At 59.4% G+C, this 18,436-nt stretch carries 18 protein-coding genes and 1 riboswitch; of the genes, 13 read left to right on the plus strand and 5 right to left on the minus strand.

Translation table 11 applies throughout. The annotated features are described in order from the left end of the window. Positions 1 to 38 precede the first annotated feature (38 nt). The 5 genes from WG939_RS09280 to WG939_RS09300 all read left to right on the plus strand — a co-directional run bounded on the left by WG939_RS09280 (position 39) and on the right by WG939_RS09300 (position 5,046). Positions 39 to 407, plus strand: a complete 369-nt coding sequence (locus tag WG939_RS09280; protein WP_339985014.1) for a PH domain-containing protein — start codon at positions 39 to 41, stop codon at positions 405 to 407. Between the two features lie 98 nt (positions 408 to 505). Beyond that, a complete protein-coding gene (locus tag WG939_RS09285) occupies positions 506 to 2,080 on the plus strand; it encodes an ABC transporter substrate-binding protein (RefSeq protein ID WP_339985016.1) in 1,575 nt (524 codons plus the stop codon). Between the two features lie 2 nt (positions 2,081 to 2,082). Then, positions 2,083 to 3,063 carry an ABC transporter permease gene (locus WG939_RS09290; protein ID WP_339985018.1) on the plus strand — a complete coding sequence of 327 codons (981 nt, stop codon included), beginning with the start codon at positions 2,083 to 2,085 and terminating at the stop codon, positions 3,061 to 3,063. Positions 3,064 to 3,082: 19 nt separating this feature from the next. After that, positions 3,083 to 4,462: an ABC transporter permease subunit gene (locus WG939_RS09295; protein WP_339985020.1), complete on the plus strand. Its 1,380-nt coding sequence runs from the start codon at positions 3,083 to 3,085 to the stop codon at positions 4,460 to 4,462. Continuing rightward, entirely contained in the window at positions 4,441 to 5,046 is a 606-nt protein-coding gene (locus WG939_RS09300) for an ABC transporter ATP-binding protein (RefSeq protein WP_339985022.1), read from the plus strand. The genes WG939_RS09295 and WG939_RS09300 overlap by 22 nt, the downstream gene beginning before the upstream one ends. Here WG939_RS09300 and WG939_RS09305 read toward each other — a convergent pair. Then, a complete protein-coding gene (locus tag WG939_RS09305; RefSeq protein ID WP_339985024.1) occupies positions 5,043 to 5,744 on the minus strand; it encodes a hypothetical protein in 702 nt (233 codons plus the stop codon). The two genes, WG939_RS09300 and WG939_RS09305, sit on opposite strands and share 4 nt — an antisense overlap. Before the next feature lie 33 nt (positions 5,745 to 5,777). Here WG939_RS09305 and WG939_RS09310 point away from each other — a divergent pair, with 33 nt between their 5' ends. The 5 genes from WG939_RS09310 (at position 5,778) to WG939_RS09330 (ending at position 10,550) form a co-directional block, all read left to right on the plus strand. After that, entirely contained in the window at positions 5,778 to 6,131 is a 354-nt protein-coding gene (locus WG939_RS09310; protein ID WP_339985026.1) for a DUF2200 domain-containing protein, read from the plus strand. Positions 6,132 to 6,166: 35 nt separating this feature from the next. Then, a riboswitch (SAM riboswitch) is annotated at positions 6,167 to 6,285 on the plus strand. A gap of 17 nt (positions 6,286 to 6,302) precedes the next feature. Further along, on the plus strand, positions 6,303 to 6,671 hold the full coding sequence (locus tag WG939_RS09315; RefSeq protein WP_339985028.1) for a hypothetical protein: 369 nt from the start codon (positions 6,303 to 6,305) through the stop codon (positions 6,669 to 6,671). 131 nt (positions 6,672 to 6,802) lie between these two features. Continuing rightward, the gene (locus WG939_RS09320) at positions 6,803 to 8,413 is read left to right on the plus strand and encodes an AbgT family transporter (RefSeq protein WP_339985030.1); all 1,611 of its coding nucleotides are present in this window, start codon (positions 6,803 to 6,805) and stop codon (positions 8,411 to 8,413) included. Between the two features lie 3 nt (positions 8,414 to 8,416). Then, entirely contained in the window at positions 8,417 to 9,760 is a 1,344-nt protein-coding gene (locus WG939_RS09325; protein ID WP_339985032.1) for a M20 family metallopeptidase, read from the plus strand. A gap of 10 nt (positions 9,761 to 9,770) precedes the next feature. Continuing rightward, positions 9,771 to 10,550, plus strand: coding sequence for an alpha/beta fold hydrolase (locus WG939_RS09330; RefSeq protein ID WP_339985034.1), 780 nt, complete (start codon positions 9,771 to 9,773; stop codon positions 10,548 to 10,550). Here WG939_RS09330 and WG939_RS09335 read toward each other — a convergent pair. Continuing rightward, positions 10,531 to 12,240 (minus strand): FUSC family protein, encoded by a 1,710-nt coding sequence (locus tag WG939_RS09335; protein ID WP_339985036.1) that lies wholly within the window; start codon positions 12,238 to 12,240, stop codon positions 10,531 to 10,533. The two genes, WG939_RS09330 and WG939_RS09335, sit on opposite strands and share 20 nt — an antisense overlap. A gap of 183 nt (positions 12,241 to 12,423) precedes the next feature. Here WG939_RS09335 and WG939_RS09340 point away from each other — a divergent pair, with 183 nt between their 5' ends. Both WG939_RS09340 and WG939_RS09345 read left to right on the plus strand, forming a co-directional pair. Further along, positions 12,424 to 13,761, plus strand: a complete 1,338-nt coding sequence (locus WG939_RS09340; protein WP_339985038.1) for a YeeE/YedE thiosulfate transporter family protein — start codon at positions 12,424 to 12,426, stop codon at positions 13,759 to 13,761. Between the two features lie 15 nt (positions 13,762 to 13,776). After that, complete coding sequence (locus tag WG939_RS09345; RefSeq protein WP_339985040.1) at positions 13,777 to 14,322, plus strand: dihydrofolate reductase family protein; 546 nt, start codon at positions 13,777 to 13,779, stop codon at positions 14,320 to 14,322. Here the strand turns inward: WG939_RS09345 and WG939_RS09350 are convergent. From WG939_RS09350 to WG939_RS09360, 3 genes are read right to left on the minus strand one after another with little or no spacing between them, the layout of a single operon-like run. Then, a complete protein-coding gene (locus WG939_RS09350) occupies positions 14,290 to 15,426 on the minus strand; it encodes an aminotransferase class I/II-fold pyridoxal phosphate-dependent enzyme (RefSeq protein WP_339985042.1) in 1,137 nt (378 codons plus the stop codon). The two genes, WG939_RS09345 and WG939_RS09350, sit on opposite strands and share 33 nt — an antisense overlap. Further along, positions 15,423 to 16,121: a 6-carboxyhexanoate--CoA ligase gene (locus WG939_RS09355; RefSeq protein WP_339985044.1), complete on the minus strand. Its 699-nt coding sequence runs from the start codon at positions 16,119 to 16,121 to the stop codon at positions 15,423 to 15,425. Before WG939_RS09355 ends, WG939_RS09350 begins: the two co-directional genes overlap by 4 nt. Before the next feature lie 20 nt (positions 16,122 to 16,141). Then, on the minus strand, positions 16,142 to 17,113 hold the full coding sequence (locus WG939_RS09360; RefSeq protein WP_339985046.1) for a YeiH family protein: 972 nt from the start codon (positions 17,111 to 17,113) through the stop codon (positions 16,142 to 16,144). 38 nt (positions 17,114 to 17,151) lie between these two features. Between WG939_RS09360 and WG939_RS09365 the strand changes: the two genes are divergently transcribed. Next, positions 17,152 to 18,423 carry an alpha/beta fold hydrolase gene (locus WG939_RS09365; protein ID WP_445227898.1) on the plus strand — a complete coding sequence of 424 codons (1,272 nt, stop codon included), beginning with the start codon at positions 17,152 to 17,154 and terminating at the stop codon, positions 18,421 to 18,423. Positions 18,424 to 18,436 lie beyond the last annotated feature (13 nt).

Raw genomic sequence — 18,436 nt, forward strand, 5'->3', positions numbered from 1 at the left:
GCTGCGCTCACGGTATGTGAGCATTATCCTGTGCGGGTATGGAACCTATTTATCTCGCACACCTTACTCTGCAACGTTCTATTGAAATTCCGAAGGAAATCCCGGGAATCCTCGCGAGGGGAGAACATCCCGTGGCCGCTTTTGCCACGCTTCGTGATTCTGCGGTGTTCACCACCAAGCGCCTCATTCTTAAAGACACGCAAGGGGTAACCGGAAGGAAATCAGAGGTCTACTCAATTCCATTTTCACAGGTGCACATGTGGTCGACGGAAAACGCCGGCACGTTTGACATCACCACCGAAATCGAGCTGTGGACCAAAGAAGGGCGCATCAAAATTCAGATCGGCCGGGGAGTGGACGTGCGGGCGATTGACCAGCTGATTGCGAATTGTGTGCTGGGGAATTAAGCGCATCTAGGTGATAATTGCCACTCGACATCCATCAACGTCCGAATATTCAATTGAATGTTTGATTATTGAGGTCAGGGCGAGTAAACACAGTAGGTATGAAGGAATACTTGCCCACCCTGCTTATTGCGTCACTAGCCCTTGCCTCGTGCGGTGATCCTTCACGCACGAGCGCAGTAGACGAGTACCCAACTCGCTTGGTCGTCTCAGAGGGCGAAGGGATGTCCAATTTTCATCCCACTTCTGGGTATGGCCAAGCTGGCGTATCGCCGATTTACGATGGTCTGCTGCGCCCCGTTCCGCGAGGCCAGGGGCAGCTGCCGAGTTTTGAACCCGCATTGGCGGCTGCTCAACCTGCTCGGCACGGCAGCACCTGGACTGTGACTCTGAAGGAGGGAATCACCTTCAGTGACGGAACAGCATTCGATGCCGCTGACGTGGTGGCCAGCTACGAGGCAGCCAAAGACACCGGGCGTGGCTCTGAAGTGGCTGGCTCCTACTCCGTCATTGACAGGGTAGAAGCCACAACTCCGCACGAGGTTGTTTTCTATTTGAAAGAGCCATTGTCAGATATTTCTGCTCGGCTGACGTACCCTATCACTCCATCGGAAAAACTAACTGAACAGGAGTTTCCTTCTAGTGATCTCGCAGCCCACCCTGTGGGTACCGGCGCGTACAAACTTCAGGAACGCCGGGGAAATGACTCCGTATTCGTAGCCAATGAGGACTACTGGGCGGGCGCTCCTGAAATCAAGGAGCTGATCATCACGTCCGCCGCCGACGATGCGTCACGAGGCCAACGCGTAGCCGCAGGCGAACTCGATGGGGCAGTCATCCCGCAGGTCCAGGCGAAAAACTTCCGGTCAAACGAGCGCGTTCATATGGACGTCGCAAAGGGCGCAGACTGGCGGGCAGTGTCCCTTCCCGCCGGCCTCGACCCAGCTGTACGGCGCGCGATGAACCTCGCCACGAACCGGCAGGCGCTTATCGACGGCCCGCTGGCAGGATACGGCGCGCCAGCAAGCACCCCCATTTCCCCGGTGTACGGCGACGCCTACAATCCAGCAGCGACCTACCCACTGGATGTAGCCAAAGCGGAACAGCTCCTGGATGAAGCTGGCTGGCGACGAGGTAGCGATGGCGTTCGCGCGAAGGGCGGGGTGCGTCTGGAAATGTCGCTTTACTACACCGGCGTTGACACCACGCGCCGAGATGTCGCGATTGAATTCGCAGCTCACATGAAGAAAGTGGGCATTGATGTGCAGCCTATGGCTGGCACGTGGGACGAGATCACTCCGAAGATGTCTAGCGCCGCAGTGATTCTGGGCGGCGGTGAAATGCCATACGATCTCACGATGGCTGCGGTGGACTATCTGCACACCCGGACCCCAGAGACCAGCCCGTACCACAACGCCGGAAACTACGGTTCCGCAGAACTAGATGGGGTGCTCGTACAAGCCATGCGAGAAGCCGACCCAACTCGCGCTAACGAGCTGTGGCACAAGGCCCAGGGCTTGTACATGGAGAATCCGTCCTTGGTGATGATCGGCACCGTCGATCACGTATACGTGTCGAAGCCAAACAAGTGGCAAAAGCCTGAGCTGCAGCTCGAGCCTCACGTTCATGGCGCAATGTGGGGTCCGTGGTGGCGACTTGCTGAGTGGACCCGCTAATCATGCGTGGGAGCCTGGAGTCGGTACCCCGTCTCATTGGGCGACGACTAGTTGCCATTGCTCTGACCTCAATTGCGGTGACGGCGGTGGTGTTTGGCCTGGCAGCCGCGTCACCGTTTGATCCGTTGGCGTACCGGCTGGGAAGTCAATACGGGAAGTTCACACCCGGTGAACTGGAACAGCTCAGAAGCGCAGCAGGCTTTGACAAGCCTTGGTGGCAGCAGTTGTTGTCCTGGTGGGGCGGATTGCTGCGAGGAGATGCGGGCTTTTCGCATCTGTACAACAAACCCGTTGCAGATGTGATGGCTGAGCGCGTGCCATGGACACTGGTGTTATCAGGCGCGGGACTGATCATCGCCCTGGTCGGCGCGGTGGGCTTAGGTATCTGGGCTGCATGGCAGCCTGAAGGCCTGGTAGCGAAGACTATTTCTTTCCTAGGAGTGGCACTAGCTGCAACGCCCACCTTCGTTTACGCACTGGGAATCATCGTGGTGTTCGGGACTTTGCTACACCTCATTCCGCTAGGCGGGGCGGCGCCCCCGGGTACAGTGCCAACTCTTGGCGGAATGGGCCCGTATTTGATTGCACCCGCATTCGTCCTAGGGTTGTCTCAACTGCCCTGGCCGTTGCTTGCGATGGAAGAAGCGTCGCGCTCGGCGTGGAATTCGCCGGCGGTTGAAGCTGCACAGCTGCGCGGGCTTTCTCGATGGCAAGTACTCGTTGGGCATGTGTTGCCGATGTCGGTGTTGCCGATGGTGACGGTGTTCGGCACGCGGCTCGGCGAGCTTGTCGTAGGTGCGGTCATCATTGAATCAGTGTTTTCTTGGCCAGGCTTGGCCCAAGCAACAGTGGAATCAGCGCTTGCCGTTGATTTCTCGTTGCTGGCAGTGATTACCGTCGCCACCACAGTATTGGTGATGGTCGGTTCCCTGATGTCTGACGTGGCCTATCTTGTGCTTGATCCGCGGGTGAGCGATGTCTAGGTATCTCTTTGGACTTTTAGTGGCATATGCCCTCGTCGTGCCCCTGGTGTGGGGTGCAGGGGATGCGAGCTTCGCTCAGGCGCTGCTCGCCCCGAGTGCCTCCCACTGGTTTGGCACTGACCATTTCGGTTTTGATCTGTGGGTGCGAACGGCGCAGTCATTGCGGGTGTCTTTGGCTGTGGGCGTGGTGTCAGCCTTGCTCGCCACATTCTTTGGCCTTGTTGTCGGATTGGGTGCTGCTGCATTAGGTGGGCTGGCTGATCGCATCCTCATGCGATGCACAGACGCGGTTAATTCGATTCCACATCTCATTTTGTCCGTGGTCGTGGTGGCCCTGTTTAAAGGTTCGCTTGTTGCTTTGGTGCTGGCCATCGCAGCTACGCACTGGACGACAGTGGCGCGCGTCGTACGATCCACTGTTCTGTCTGTGCGAGAATCGGACTTTGTCGCCGCGTCTTATGGAGCGGGAGCCAGCACGTTCTGGGTGCTGCGCAAACACTTAGCACCAGCAGCTCTCGGACAGTGTGTCATCGCCTTCGTCATGTTGCTGCCTCACGCGGTGTGGCACGAGTCGGCCCTGTCGTTTTTGGGCCTTGGCATGCAACCCGATGACCCGTCGCTGGGAACCCTGTTGGAGCTGTCCCGCACCGATATCACCAGTGGGGCTTGGTGGACGTTGGTCTTCCCAGGCGGAGTGCTGCTCGCCACCACCTTGTCGGGTGTCATGATGCTGCGAGGACGCAAGCAACTCAGAACGAGCGAAGAGATGCCTGTTGCCGAAGGCGACCTCGAGGCTAGGGACGTATCGATTTCCCTAGACGAAAAACAACTCCTCCCAGCCACGAGCCTGCTCGTACGTAGGGGAGAAGTGCATGCCGTTCTTGGGGAGTCCGGCGCAGGTAAATCCACCCTGGCCAGGGCCCTTGTCGGCCGGATCCCGCGAGGCGCGAAGGTGAGCGGGCATGTGACGTCGACAAGCGCAGTGGGGTACGTTCCGCAAGCTGCCGCGCAATCCTTCACGCCCGTGCGTCGGGTGGGGGCGCAGCTCGCCGAGGTGGTGGGTGCGCACCGCACGTCTCATACTGAGGCGGAGTTGCTCGCTAAGGTGCAGCTACCTGCGGAGACCGCCCGGCTGTATCCACACCAGTTGTCGGGCGGTATGGCTCAACGAGCAGCGATTGCCGCAGCGCTGGCGGCCGATCCCGAATCTCTCATTGCTGACGAACCGACAAGCGCGCTCGATCCCCATCTCAGCAAGGCAATGTTTGAGCTGCTGCGACAACTCGCGAATGATGGAATCGGTGTGCTCGTCATCAGCCACGACACAGAGCTCGTTGCTGAATACGCAGATCAAACGACCGTGGTGGGAGAACACAGTTGCTTAGCGCCCAATCAATAACCATCCGCCATGCCCAGGTGTTCGACTTCTCCCTCGACCTTGCCCCCGGCCAGCTCATTGGGCTTGCCGGCCCCTCGGGATCGGGTAAGACCTCCATCGCGCGCGCACTCGCCGGAATCGTCGCCCCAGACGCCGGAACCGTGCTTATCGACGGCCACCGCATCACCTACCGCAGACGCTCGCGCCCAACCCAGGTGGCACTCATCGGGCAGCAACCCCGGGCTGCGTGCAACCCGAGGTGGACGCTGCGCGAGATCATTTCAGAGCCCCAGCGAATCGCAGGACGCCCCGCTACGCCGGACCCATTGTGTGACGAAGTGAATCTCGATCGGGAGTTACTCGACCGAAAACCCGCCGATGTGAGCGACGGTCAGCTCCAGCGCGCAGTGATAGCCAGGGCACTGGCCCAACGGCCACGCTATTTAGTGTGCGACGAACCAACCTCGGCGCTCGATCCGAACAATCGACAAGTAATTGCTGACCTGCTGCGACAGGTGGCGGCCAATGAGGTTGGGGTGCTGCTCATTTCGCATGATGCGCGCCTCATCGACGACGTCGCCGACAACGTGCGCCACCTAGGCTAGTCCCACGAGCCGAGTGAGACCATCAGCTTCCACGTCCCCCACAACCACTGCCCGGGTTCTACTTCGAAGGAATCCGGTAGAGCGACAGTAACAGGTAGATTCTCTGAAACTGTCGCGACTTTGAAGGTGGCGCCGTTGAGCTCATTTGTTCGCTGCTCGACGCCGCCAATGGTCAAGCCCATGTGTATGTAAGGCGTAATCTCAGCGCGATCCACCGTGCCTTCGGAGAGCGCGAACAAGTCTGGTGCAGAAATAAAGTCGGCTCCAAACGGAATAGGGCCGTCAAAGTCATCCTCGGAGGAATACACCGCGACATCAAGAGGAACAGCGGAAAAGTATGCCTGCTTGACGCCTGCGGTGGCTTCCAGCTCGAACCGGAACGGATCCTCCACACCAGCGATCAACCGGTGGGTCAGCTGGAGATCGTCATCAAAAACATCGGTGAGCGCCACAAACGGCGTCACAAGCGTAATGTTCGCCGGGCGTGGCTCGGCCTCCGAACGGAGCGTGGGCCACAGCTCCACGGCATCGCCTTTCTCAGCAACGAGTACTCTGGCGCCGCTGGCTTCGGTGAAACAACCCAGGCTGTCGAGCCCGGGTGCAGTGCGCACAGTCGGAACGTCGCGCCGGGAAATGTTTCGTGCGAGCTTATCCAGCGTGGGGATGTGCAGGCCAATGGCTTCAAACTCTGACAACATGGTCACCAGCCTACCTGGATAGAATGTTCACTCATGAACAACGAGCGCGTCTTTGCCATGACCTTCGCCAGTATCTATCCGTTGTACTTGGCCAAGGTGGAGCGTAAAGGGAAGACGAAGGATGAACTCGATACTGTGCTGTGCTGGCTCACCGGTTTTGACGCTGCGGGGCTGGCGGACGCAGCCGCCAGTGACTGGACATTGCAAGAGTTCTTTGAGCGCATTCCGGAGCTCAATCCAGCTGCTAGTGAGATCAAGGGAGTCATCTGTGGCTACCGAGTCGAAGACATCGAGGACCCCTTGATGCAAAAGATCCGCTACATGGACAAAGTGGTGGACGAGCTAGCTCGTGGCAAGGAGATGGAAAACATCCTCCGAAAAAGTTAGACAGCATGGTCTATTTCTAGTAGGCTGACTCACACGATCCAGAAGCTGACCTTTTGCCTCCTTGCGGCGGTCGGCTGGCAACCGCACATCGCTTGACGGTGCCTGCAAGGAAAGATCGGCCCGTGGCTCACTTTGGTCGCGGGAAGCGCGATAAGGAAAGGCCTGCAACAATTGAACTTTCAGCCCGGTTATGACGTCGATCCAACCCGAGTGCAGCTGTCTGAAAAACGGGAAGAGGCCGGCTTTCTCCCATTGACTGCCACATTGCTCAAGCAAGATGGCGGAGCATTCCTGCTTTCTATTGATGGTCGGCCACCTGTGTGGGCATGGCTGCATGATCCAGGATTAGTGTCGCAGCTCTTTGAATGGTTCTCTGAGTGGGGCTTTGCGCGCTACGACGAGCAATTTGGGCTGCTCAAAGTGTGGTCGGGAAGCTTCTTGGCTATCGCTTGTCCGCGCATTGCTGCTCCGGGGCAGCGGGATGATTCCGGGGAGTTTCTCGCCGAAGTGATGAAGCGAAGCGTCGGGGTTCTTGGCTAAATTGGCAATTTTCAATAGCTAAAAGTATCAACTCGGTCTCAATTGTTTACAAAAGCGATGTGGTTGCCATCACAACACATATAGTGTGGTGAATCACAAAGTTAGCAAATGTGAATGATGGGACTGATCGTATGACTCAAGGCGTCGCAAAGCCAGTGCGTACTCGCCCCCAGCCGTCCGGTCGCTGGGATAGAGTGCTCGGCACAATTGAAGTGGTGGGCAACAAGCTGCCTGAGCCATTTACCCTCTTCCTCATCCTGTTCCTGATTACAGGCGTTGCATCGACAGCCATGCACCTGGCAGGGGTGAGCGTCATGGTGCCAGGCAAAGACGAGCTTCGCATCAATGGCCTGTTCACCTCCCAAGGTATGCGGTGGCTGACCACCAATATTGGCCAAAACTACATTGGGTTCCCACCGCTGCTCACCGTGCTTCCGATCCTGTTGGCGGTGGGCGTTGCCGAGCGCTCGGGAATGCTGAGCGCTCTTGTTCGCAGGTTGTTCGCCTCCGCCAAGAAATGGACGTTGCCTTATGCTGTCGGCATCGTTGGCGTGTCAGCGTCCGTCATGGCGGACTCTGCCTGGGTCGTTATCCCGCCGCTCGCGGCCATGGTGTTTAAGGCCGCGGGTCGCCACCCGGTGGCCGGTTTGCTCGGTGGCTTTGCGTCGGTGGGCGCTGGCTACTCGACGTCTTTCTTCCCGACGAGCCTTGACGCCCTCTTCGCAGGTATCACGAACGCGGTGATGACGACCCTGCCGGGAACCACGGCGACAGAAGTCAACCCGGTTTCCAACTTCTATTTCAACTTTGTTTCCGCACTCCTGCTGGGCCTGTTGGCTGGCTTCATCACCGATAAGGTCTTGGAACCTCGCATGGTGAAGCTGGGTGTTCCTACTGAGGAAACGGTGGACCCGGAGGATGCGAAGCATCGCGGCGACCGCGACGAAGAAGGAAATGAACTGTCCCCTCAGCTTTCTCCGATTGAGTCGAAGGCACTGTGGGCATCGCTTGGAGCTTCCTTGCTTCTCACCGTGGTGATGCTCGCGTCTGTCCTGGTGCCGGGCTCTCCATGGCGAAATGACGCTGGCAGCTTCCTGCCGAAGTCACCGCTGCTGGATTCCATCGTCTTCATTGTTTTTGCCTACTTCATGGTGATGGGCATCGTGTATGGTGCGGTGCTGGGCAATATCAAGGGCATGCCTGACATCGTCACGATGATGGGCCTGGCGATGAAAGACATGATCGACTTCCTGGTCCTGGCCTTCATCCTGGGGCAATTCGTCGCACTGTTTTCCTGGACCGGCATCGGTACCTATACCGCGGTGAAGGGTGCCGCGTTCCTCGAATCGATGCATCTCACCGGTTTCGTGGCGATCCTGGCCTTCATCGTGTTGGCATCCTGCCTGAATCTCTTGGTGATCTCGGGCTCGGCCATGTGGACCCTCATGGCTGCAGTCTTCGTGCCAATGTTCGCACTCATTGGCTATGAACCTGCGTTTGTGCAGGCAGCGTTCCGCGTGGGTGACTCCGCCACCCAGGTCATGACCCCGCTGAACCCATACATGATCGTCATTTTGGGGCTGCTGCGTCGCTACGAGCCTGAAGCAGGCCTCGGCACCCTGATGTCTAGGTTGGTGCCGTTCGTGGTGCCATTCTGGCTGGCCTGGGTGGCAATCCTGTTCGGCTGGTACTTGTTGGATCTGCCGCTCGGCCCGGGCGCTGCGATCATGATGGAGGGATAGCACATGGATCGGCTTACCCCGTCTCGCGCTTATCTCGATCAGATCAATAGCCAGGTCGAGGCCGACATCGCCGCCACCGAGGAACTTTCCTATCCAGATCCCGACTACCCGGAACAGCCTAAGTTGTGGCAGCGCGTCGCTGCAGCCGCCGAATCGTACCAGGATGATCTGGTAGCGCTGTCGCTTGATCTGCACGCTCATCCGGAGGTTGCGTTCGAGGAGCATCGCTCCGCTGCTGCAATTGCCGAGCTCTTGGAACAGCACGGCGTATCCGTGACGCGCCAGGCTTTTGGCGTGGAAACGGCGCTTCATGCCTCGTGGGCGACCACCGATTTCGATCCGCAGCTTCATCCCACGATCGCCGTGCTCAGCGAATATGACGCACTGCCGGGAATTGGTCACGCCTGCGGGCACAACGTCATTGCAGCTTGTGGCGTGGGCGGTTTTATCAGTGCCCTGGAAGCACTGAAGAATGCGGAAATCCCGGGCCGACTGGTGTTTCTGGGAACACCCGCTGAGGAAGGACATTCTGGAAAGGAATACCTCATCCGCGGGGGCGCCTTCGAGGGCGTTGACGCAGCGATAATGATCCACCCATTCTCCTACGACATTGGCAGTCACGTCTGGGTGGGACGTAGAAACCTATCGGTCACGTTCCGAGGCGTCGCAGCACACGCATCCTCGGAACCCTTCATGGGGCGCAACGCGCTCGACGCTGCGACGTTGGCCTACCAAGGGCTGGGGCTGTTGCGCCAACAAATGCCACATTCTGACAGATTGCACGCCATTATCGACGACGGAGGCGAGCGAGCCTCGATCATTCCAGAGTCCGCGTCGATGAGCATCTACGTGCGCTCTCTCTACACCGACACCCTTCTTGACCTGTCGTCTCGGGTAGACGACATCATCGAAGGCGCAGCTCTGATGGCGGGCGTCACGGTAGAGAAGAAGTGGGATGTGCACCCCGCAACACTTCCGGTTCGCAATAACGAGACCTTGGTTGCTCGCTGGACCCGCACTCAGGTGGAACAGGGGAGGCAGCCCCTTCCGGCTGGAATCATTCCAGCCACGCTCGCGGCCTCGACGGACTTCGGCAATGTCTCGCAATTGGTGCCGGGGCTGCATCCAATGGTGAAGATCGCACCGGTGGGAGTTGCATTGCACACCGAAGGCATGGAACGAGCAGCTGCTTCAGAGGAAGCCGCGACAGCTATCGTGCATTCCGCAGCGGGGTTGGGGCAGGTGGCTATCGACGCACTAGCTGACCCGACCTTGCTGGCGCGGGCCCGGGAGGAATTCGCAGCAGAGGGCGGAGTTGTGCGTTCGGCCGACCTTTTCGGGGCATAAGCTGAAGGGCATGGCAAAACTTCGCGCCCTTGATTTTCGCTCCGCTGATTTCGCCCCGCGCTTTTATGATTCGGATCCTGAAGGTACGCCCACTGATGCCGTAGTTTTGCTGCACGGCACCTTCGGATCCACTGCATCTCACTACGGACTCGTCTTTCCGGAAATCGCGCGTGAGCGTCGCGTGATTGGGCTGGACTTTCAGTGCACCACGTCCGTCACGCTGGAGGACCTGGTCGCACAAGTTCGCAGCCTTATCGACGGGCTCGAGCTGCAGCGCCCTCACATCGTTGGATATTCCCTAGGAGCTGTGGCGGCAGCTGCTTTTGCCGCGCGCCATGCGGGCCAGGTGGGTCGCCTCGTGCTGCTCGCAGGGTGGGCGCGCACAGACGCTCACCAAGTGTTGCGCAATGATCTGCACCAGCGACTGCGCGCTGCTGACGAGGACGCGCTGCGAGAGTTCGTCACACTATCAGTGTTTTCGCCAGAATTCTTAGCTGGACTGAGCCCTGCTGCGCTCAAGGCCACAAAGCAAAGCGTGCGTTTTAGCGAAGTGGGAGACGCGCAAATGCGGTTGAATCGCCAGGTGGATATCCTCAATGAGCTGGCAGATATCACTGCGGAAACGCTCGTGCTGTCCTGCACGCAAGATGCCATGGTGCCACCACACCATCAGGAACAGCTGGCGCAGCTCATTCCCGATGCCCACCGCGAATATCTCCATGGCGGGCACGGAATCGTCTTCGAGGAACCGGACGCAGTGGCAGCAGCGATTACGGAGTTCTTGCGTTAGCGCTGTTTCGCACGTGTTGGGCCAGCTGCTCGATTTCACCCAGGCTGAGTTTGGTGTCTGAGTGGGCGGAGCAGTAGTCCAGTAGCGCATATCCAGTGTCCTGCAGCTGGAGATGCTGCTGCCAGCGCTCAGCTGCCACAGGGCGATTGTTGGCGGCCAACGATTGGATGGCGCCGCGCTCGCCGAGGAGTTCGTGCTGTAGGTCGCGTCGATAAGCCAGCGCTTCGGCCGGCGACTTAATGGTGAGCGCGCCCAGCAAGTTGCCCATCGCGCCGAAGCAGCGCTCCATGAGTTCCGCGTGGCGGCTGCGGTCGGCGCCTCGGAAGACGAACCACAACGCTGCCACGGCGAAGAAAGTGGCGATCGTGGTTTCGGCGATGCGGGAAATCATGACGGGAGCGAGCTCACCATGGGTGGCCCCGCCCATAAGCAGCGCCAATGGGGTGGTGAAAATGACGGTGATCGCGTAGTTGCGGACGACGAAAATTTCCGCCATGAACTGCGTCATCGCGAGGAAGCACAGCAAGCCGAGTGGGTTCGGGTCAAGCCAGTGGATGAGGGCAAAGGCGCCGATACCGATGATCGAACCGATGAGGCGATGTGCACCGCGGATCGTGCCGGCGACCACGTCAGGGCCCATTTGCAACATCATCACTGCGGAGACGATGGCCCAGTCGGGGCGGTCGAACCCCAAGGCTATGCCCACGACCGATGCTGCGAGGGAAGCCAGCAAGATACGCACCGTGGTGACCGTTGCGTGGCTGTGCCAAGATATCGAGCGGTAGAGCCGGAATTTCGCGGTAGGGCGGGTGTGCGGGATAACGAGGCGGGTCGTGTCCACGTAGGTAGGTGAGTCGCTGGCAGTGGCTCCCGCTTCGGTTCCTCTGGAGAGTCGGACCAGTTCTTGCTGCGCGGCGAGGGCTCGGGTGACCAGCTCGCGACGAGACTCATCGATGACCTTGCCACCCTGTACCACGCGGGCATCAGCCAGCGCGTACCACGCATTGGCCAGCGCAGTCTCGGCCTGATGGCGACGCCCGACGTTCATGCCGTCGCTTTCCTTCAACGCCTTGATTGCGCCCTCCAGCACTGCGACGGCGTTGGCTTCCGGCTTATGCGGGTGAATGAGGGCCGGTGCCATGCCGAGGAGAAAACCACTGAGAGCGCCGATACTGGCGAACATCGCGACTTGCCATGGTTCGACGCTGAGGCGCGGAGTCATTGTCGACGCTGAGGCCACCATGACGATGAAGAACGGTCCCGGAGGGGGAAGTCGCAGGGCGTTGGAGATGAAGAGCAATACTCCTGCGATTGCGCAGGCAAACAGGGCTGTGAGAAGTAACCACCAGTGGCTATCGCCTGCGTTAATGTGCCCCCACACCACCTGGCCAACGAGCGCGCCCATTCCAGTGCCACTGATGATGAGTGCAGCGGCTATCGCCAGCACTTTCCACCGAGTTCGGAACGGATGTCCTTCGCCGTAGATGACCGTGCATGAACCTGCGGTGATGAGTACGACCTCGTGGTCAAGGCCTAAAGCAAGGGCAATGATGCCGGGAATGAACATCGCCAGTGCGGCGCGAAGTGCGCCTGGCCAGCGTGGGCCCGGTGTGTGGAAGGCGGTGAGAAGGTGCCAAGGATTCGGGGCGGGTGGCATCTTTTCTTGTCGATGTTGCTCTCCCGCGTTCACACACTCACCCTTCCTCATCAAATTTTTGCGTACCTCATTTAACTCGGTCGGGCGATTTTGTGCCAGTTGAGGTGGATTTTCTCCCCCACAAAGAACCATTTGGTCTACTTTCTATGGACATAGCCGTACATAGTGGTCTAGTCTGTCTGAACAGAATGGTTTAAATGAACGAAAGGCAAGCCTATGATCATTACTGGATTAGTGCTCGGCGTCCTCTTGGGCGCAGTGATGCAACGAGGGCGCTTCTGTGTCACAGGTATGCTTCGCGACATCTTCACCTTGAAATCATGGCGAGGCATCGTGGGCTTGCTCATCGTCATCTCAGTGCACGCTGTGGGAATCGCTGCATTGACGACGGCCGGAATCATTTCGCCAAAACCGGACACCTTCGCTCCACTGGCCGTGATCGTGGGTAGCCTCCTCTTCGGAATCGGCATCGTGCTTGCCGGTGGCTGCGCCTCCGGCACCTGGTACCGCTCAGGTGAAGGCCTCGTCGGATCCTGGCTCGCACTCGTTGGCTACGGCGTATCAGCAGCGGCCATGAAGCGGGGAGTGCTGAAGCCAGTCAACGAGTTCCTCGGTTCCCGCACCACCGAACTCACTACCATTCCAGCCTCGCTGGGAATCTCCCCGTGGTGGTTCGCGCTGGCGCTGTCCGCGCTGACCCTGTACGCCGTTAACTTCTACCTCCAGCGTGACGCGCTGCGCGGGCCGAAGACGCGTCTCGACGCGCCGGTGTGGCAGCGTCCACTGCACCTGTACACAGCGGGCCTTCTTGTTGGCGTCCTCGGCGTGATCGCCTGGCCACTGTCCGCAGCCACCGGTCGCAATGGTGGACTCGGCATCACCACTCCTAGCGCGGATGTCTTCAGCTTCCTGATCACCGCAAATACCAAGTACCTCAACTGGGGAACGCTGCTGGTCATTGGCATTCTCATTGGTTCCTACTTGGCTGCGCGGGCCACGGGTGAGTTCCGGGTCCGTGTGCCGGATGCTGTTCAGGCACAGCGCTCCGTCGTCGGCGGAGTTCTGATGGGCATTGGCGCATCCTGGGCAGGTGGCTGCACCGTGGGCAACGGTATGGTCCAGACCGCGCTCTTCGGTTACCAGGGGTGGGTGGCGCTGCTGTTCACCGCCATTGGCGTAGGTATTGCTGCCAAGATTTGGCTGAAGCCAACCCAAGCTGTTGAAGTACAGCAGGCGCCGGTGAAGGATGTTCCAGAATTCTCCTTCGCCACGGCTCCAGTGGCACTTAAGGTGCGGACGGGTGAAAAGACCGGTCTGCGCCAGATCGCGGAGCAGACCTACGCGCTCGACACCCTGGGTGCCGTGTGCCCGTTCCCACTCGTCGACGCGCGAGCCGCTATGGCCGGCCTGGCCCCAGGTGACCGCCTCGTGATCGACTTCGACTGCACCCAAGCGACGGAAACAATCCCACAGTGGGCATCCGACGAAGGATTTAAAGTCACCGATTTCCGCAGGCAGGGCAATGCGGGTTGGCAGATTACCGTGCAAAAGTAACTAACATTGGTGGACATGCGCACAATTAATGCCCACCTGTTCAGTTCTGTTGATGGCGACGTCGAGAGGCCGAACCTTTTCCAATTCGATTGCTTCGGCCCCGACGAAGCCGAAATGATGACCTCCGCCATGGCAGACGTAGACACGGGCATCATGGGAGCCACAATCTACCGCGAGTGGTCCCAGTACTGGCCGGGCGTGACTGATGACTTTGGCCCAATCATCAACCCGATGCGCAAGCTGGTCGCCTCCACCACGCTGGAAGAGCCACTAAGCTGGGAAAACTCCGAGCTCATCGAAGGCGACCTTATCGAGTCCGTCCGTGCACTGAAGGAAACCGACGGTGGGGACATCACCGTCTTCGGTATCTCGGTCATCCGTCAGCTGCTGCTCGCTGGTCTCATCGATCGCCTCCACCTCACCATCCACCCGGCCTCGGGCACCAATGGCAAGCGGCTTTTCGACGGCATCGACGAGCCAGTCCGTCTCGAACTCATCGACACCAAGGTGTCCTCAGTGGGCAACCTACTAGCAACCTACGCTCTGAAGACCGTCGACTAATTGCCGAATGTGATCCTCCGTGTGATTTGCCATGACGGTCACCCTGAGGATCGCCTCGCCCCGTTTAACAGTTGGATACCTAATTGCGGGGACCCACATGCCCAGCTCTTTGAGCTGGGCTGACGCATGCATCGCCTTGTCCTCGTCGCCCACGGGAATCGGGATAATCGGGGAAGGGGAATCGGGCAGGTGGAGCGCAGTGCGAAGGGACGCGATATTTCGGCGGAGTGAGGGCAATTGCTCGTCGATAAGCCTGAGAGCAGCGAGAATCGCGGCGGGGGAGGCCGCTGCGGTGGCGGTTGAGAACACGTAGGAGCGGGCTCGATTGCGCAGGAGCTGCGCGAATTCGTGGCTGCAACACACGAAACCGCCCTCTGCGCCGAGCGCTTTGCTGGCGGTGCCGATGAGGATGTCTGGAAGTGTTGTATCGAAGTGGTCGGCGGTGCCTTTGCCGTGCGGGCCTAGGGTGCCGATGGCATGGGCGTCGTCCACCATCAACCAGGCGCCGTGTTCAGTGCAGATGCGCTGCAATTCGGGGAGCGGGGCGATGTCGCCGTCCATGGAAAATAGCCCGTCGGTGATCACCAAAGCATGCTCAGTGCTACGAGCCTGCAACGCTGCTTCCAGCGCAGATCTGTCGCCGTGCGGGAATACGGTGAGGGGCAGGCGGGATAGTCTGCAGCCATCAATGATGCTGGCGTGGTTGAGGGAATCGGAAAAGATGGTGAGGGACTCGCTCACCGCGCCGAGCGCTGCAATGGTCGAGAGATTTGCCTGGTAGCCGGTAGCAAAATACACGGCGTCTTCGCTTCCCACGAAGCGTGCGAAGGCGCGCTCGACTGCGGTGTGTAGCTCCGTGGTGCCCGTAGTGAGGCGGGATCCGCCCGATCCGGCGCCGTATTTTTCGACAGCCTTAATGGCTGAACTAACAACTGCCGGATGAGCACTCAGGCTGAGATAGTTGGAGGATGAAAACAGCAGGTAATCTCGCCCGTCGATGAGGGCGATCGGGTGTTGGGCAGTGTCAAACGTGCCGGGACTGCGGAGCAAACCAGCCGTAGCCCATGCAGTGTTTGCGGAGCGCGCGAGGTCGGTGAGACTCATCGTTGTTCCACCAGGACAGGCGTGTTTTCCAGGTAGTCAATGGTGTTTTCCACTTCGGATTCGGGCCCGTCGTAGAGAAATACCCGCGTTCCCAGCTGCGCCCCTGGCTCTTTGCAGTGGCGCAGCCGGTAGTAGGTGCCCGCAAACGCCAGGTAGCCAGTGGTGTAATTCGGATCATCGGAAATGCACAGCTCAGCCAGGATATTCGGGTGGGCGGCTACTTTCGAGGACAGAGCCAGGGCCTCCGTGAAGTACTGCTTCTCCTCCGAGGCGGTGGAACCTACCAGATCCATCGCGCTCACCCGCACGCCCCGCTGCGGATCGGGGGAGAGATTGGCGCCCGTGCGGGCGTCGATAAGCATTGCACCGCGGAGCCCTGTGACGGTGTACAGCAGCTCCAACGCCACAGGATTCAGACCGTTGGCTACAAAGAAACGCTGCAGGTAGTCGGTGGTTTCCGCAGCGCTTTGCGACGGCACTTCCTCAACTTCCAAAGCCGGAACGCGCACGATGTCCTGCGTGATCTCCTGGACCGACACGTTGAGGAAATCCGGCGTGCCGTTGGGATGATGCAATGCGCGGTGGGTGAGGGCTTGCGTGGTGGCGGAGATGAGATCGAAGGGCACGATTCGCTCTGCGCCGGAGACATGTGTGCCAGCGGAGGAGGCACGCATCTTGACCGAGTAGAGGCTCATGCCTACATCTTAAACGGTGTTCAAATCAGCAAGGTTCCGAGGCTTGCAACCCCGATAACGCCCGCGGTCACCGAGACGCCAACGAGGAAGGGCCGCAGGCCGGATTTTAGGAGCGCGCCGACAGTGACGGAAGTACCGAGGGCAAACATTGCCGCAGCGAACAGCCACGTCTTCAGCTCTCCGACGATGTCCAAAAACAGCGGTGGCAAAGGGAAGACCGAGCGGATCAGGACGGCCAGCAGAAAACCGCGGATGAACAGCGGGAACAAAGTATTCAGATCGGATTTGCGATCTGATCCCATCCCCATCAGCGCAACCACAGGTGCCAGCAGCAGGACACGTCCCAGTTTGACGGCCACTGCCATTTCTACGACCCCGGAAATCATGCCCGCGGCCACGACCTGGCCGACCTCATGGGTGGAGCCACCAATGAACAATCCGGCCTGCTCGGGAGACAAACCAAAGCTCAGAGCAACCAACGGGCCGACCGCAATCATGGCGGTGCCCAACACGACGATCACCGCAATCGCCGACGCGAATTCCTCCGCCTTACGTTTGGGCAACACGCTTTCGACGGCACTGATCGCAGCCGCGCCACAAATGGTGCAGCCAGCACCAATCATCAGCACATGCTCCCGCGACAGAGAAGACCAACGGGTCAAAGCAAACGTAAGGGCAGTGCCACCAGCGACGATCGCCACGATGGTAGCCAGCGCCACCACACCCAAATCCGCCAAAGCCGAAAGGGAAATCGAGAACCCGAGCAACGCCACACCAAAACGAAGCACCTTCTTCGATGCGAAAGTGAGTCCTGGTGTCCAACGGTCTGACAGGGGACGAAGATTGCCGACCACCATGCCGACGATGATCGCGACGAGGATGAGCGTCGACACCCCAGTTGTCGCCTTGATTCCCAGGTCAATCCCGTAGGCAAGCAGCGCTCCCACAATGCTGAGCAGGAGCCCGGGTGCGATTTTGTGCGCAGTGGTCATGCTTACGTATTGTGCCCGATAGTGTGAAGGGTATGAGTATTGCGCAGCGCACCTACCGCAGAATGGGGCACGCCTTCATCGAGCACAGCCTCGACCTTCCTCTGGACTATGGCAATCCAGGCCAGGAAAAGATCACCGTCTATGCGCGAGAAATTCGCCCAGACGGCGGCGAAAAACTTCCAATGCTCGTCTACTTCCAGGGTGGCCCAGGTTTCCCAGCGCCTCGGCCTACTGACCTTGGCGGTTGGCTCGGTGTGATGCTGAAGAAGTACCGCGTGCTGCTGTTGGATCAGCGTGGGACAGGTCGTTCCAGCCGCGTTGACCAAGAATCCGAGTGGTCCGCCGACCAGCTCGCGTGCCTGCGGGCAGACAACATCTGCCGTGATGCGGAAGAGTTTCGTATGGCGCTGGGGCTCAAGAGCTGGTCACTCATGGGGCAAAGCTTCGGCGGATTTTGCATCACCACGTACGCCTCGCTGTTTCCAGCGAGCATCGATCGCGCCTACCTCACCGGCGGGCTGCCCGGCGTGGGCGTGCATATCGACGACATTTACCGCGCCACCTACAGCGCCTTGCAGCGCCGCCACGACAAGTTCAACGCACAGTTTCCTTGGGCTGAGCAGCGTATCCGAGAGATCTGTCATCACCTGGACAATGCAGAGGAAATTCTTCCCACGGGCGAACGGCTCAGCTCGCGGCGTTTCCGCACCATTGGAATCGAACTTGGCAGGGGCGCGGGCTTCGACACCCTGGCGTATCTGCTGGAAGAGCCCTTCCGCACCGTTCGGGGAGAAAAGCGCCTGCGCTCGGATTTCTTGAGCGATGTTGGCGCTCGAGTCTCCTTCGCCGCCGGCCCGCTCTACGCTGCGATTCACGAGGCCATCTACGCAGTCCCCGGTGAAGCCACCAACTGGTCGGCCCACCGCATCCGCGAGGAAGTGGCAGGCTTCTCAGAGCAGGCAGATCCACGCTCGAGCGAGCCGTTTTATTTGACTGGCGAGCACATTTACCCATGGCAGTTTGAGGAGGATCCGGCGCTGCACAAGTTGGCGGATTCGGCGCGAGACCTCGCGCAGCGCACCGACTGGACGAACCTGTATGACCTGCACGGATTGGGGGACACCTCGGCAACTGTGGCAGCTGCGGTGTACCTGGATGACATCTTCGTTCCGTTTGCCTACTCAATGGCTACATCCGAGATGTTCCGCGATGCTCGCGTCCACGTGACCAACAAATTCCAGCACGATGGCCTGCGCGTCGACGGCGCCAGCATTGTGACGGAACTGGATCGACTGATCGAGGACCACTAGTTCTCGGCAACAC

The organism is Corynebacterium sp. H130 (assembly GCF_037572395.1).
Classification (GTDB): Bacteria; Actinomycetota; Actinomycetes; order Mycobacteriales; family Mycobacteriaceae; genus Corynebacterium.

Excerpts from the sequence above, each read along its gene's own strand:
- WG939_RS09280 (WP_339985014.1), top strand. The coding sequence starts at position 39 with ATGGAACCTATTTATCTCGCACACCTTACTCTGCAACGTTCTATTGAA.
- WG939_RS09285 (WP_339985016.1), top strand. The coding sequence starts at position 506 with ATGAAGGAATACTTGCCCACCCTGCTTATTGCGTCACTAGCCCTTGCC.
- WG939_RS09290 (WP_339985018.1), top strand. The coding sequence starts at position 2,083 with ATGCGTGGGAGCCTGGAGTCGGTACCCCGTCTCATTGGGCGACGACTA.
- WG939_RS09305 (WP_339985024.1), bottom strand. The coding sequence starts at position 5,744 with ATGTTGTCAGAGTTTGAAGCCATTGGCCTGCACATCCCCACGCTGGAT.
- WG939_RS09310 (WP_339985026.1), top strand. The coding sequence starts at position 5,778 with ATGAACAACGAGCGCGTCTTTGCCATGACCTTCGCCAGTATCTATCCG.
- WG939_RS09320 (WP_339985030.1), top strand. The coding sequence starts at position 6,803 with ATGACTCAAGGCGTCGCAAAGCCAGTGCGTACTCGCCCCCAGCCGTCC.
- WG939_RS09325 (WP_339985032.1), top strand. The coding sequence starts at position 8,417 with ATGGATCGGCTTACCCCGTCTCGCGCTTATCTCGATCAGATCAATAGC.
- WG939_RS09330 (WP_339985034.1), top strand. The coding sequence starts at position 9,771 with ATGGCAAAACTTCGCGCCCTTGATTTTCGCTCCGCTGATTTCGCCCCG.
- WG939_RS09340 (WP_339985038.1), top strand. The coding sequence starts at position 12,424 with ATGATCATTACTGGATTAGTGCTCGGCGTCCTCTTGGGCGCAGTGATG.
- WG939_RS09345 (WP_339985040.1), top strand. The coding sequence starts at position 13,777 with ATGCGCACAATTAATGCCCACCTGTTCAGTTCTGTTGATGGCGACGTC.
- WG939_RS09350 (WP_339985042.1), bottom strand. The coding sequence starts at position 15,426 with ATGAGTCTCACCGACCTCGCGCGCTCCGCAAACACTGCATGGGCTACG.
- WG939_RS09355 (WP_339985044.1), bottom strand. The coding sequence starts at position 16,121 with ATGAGCCTCTACTCGGTCAAGATGCGTGCCTCCTCCGCTGGCACACAT.
- WG939_RS09360 (WP_339985046.1), bottom strand. The coding sequence starts at position 17,113 with ATGACCACTGCGCACAAAATCGCACCCGGGCTCCTGCTCAGCATTGTG.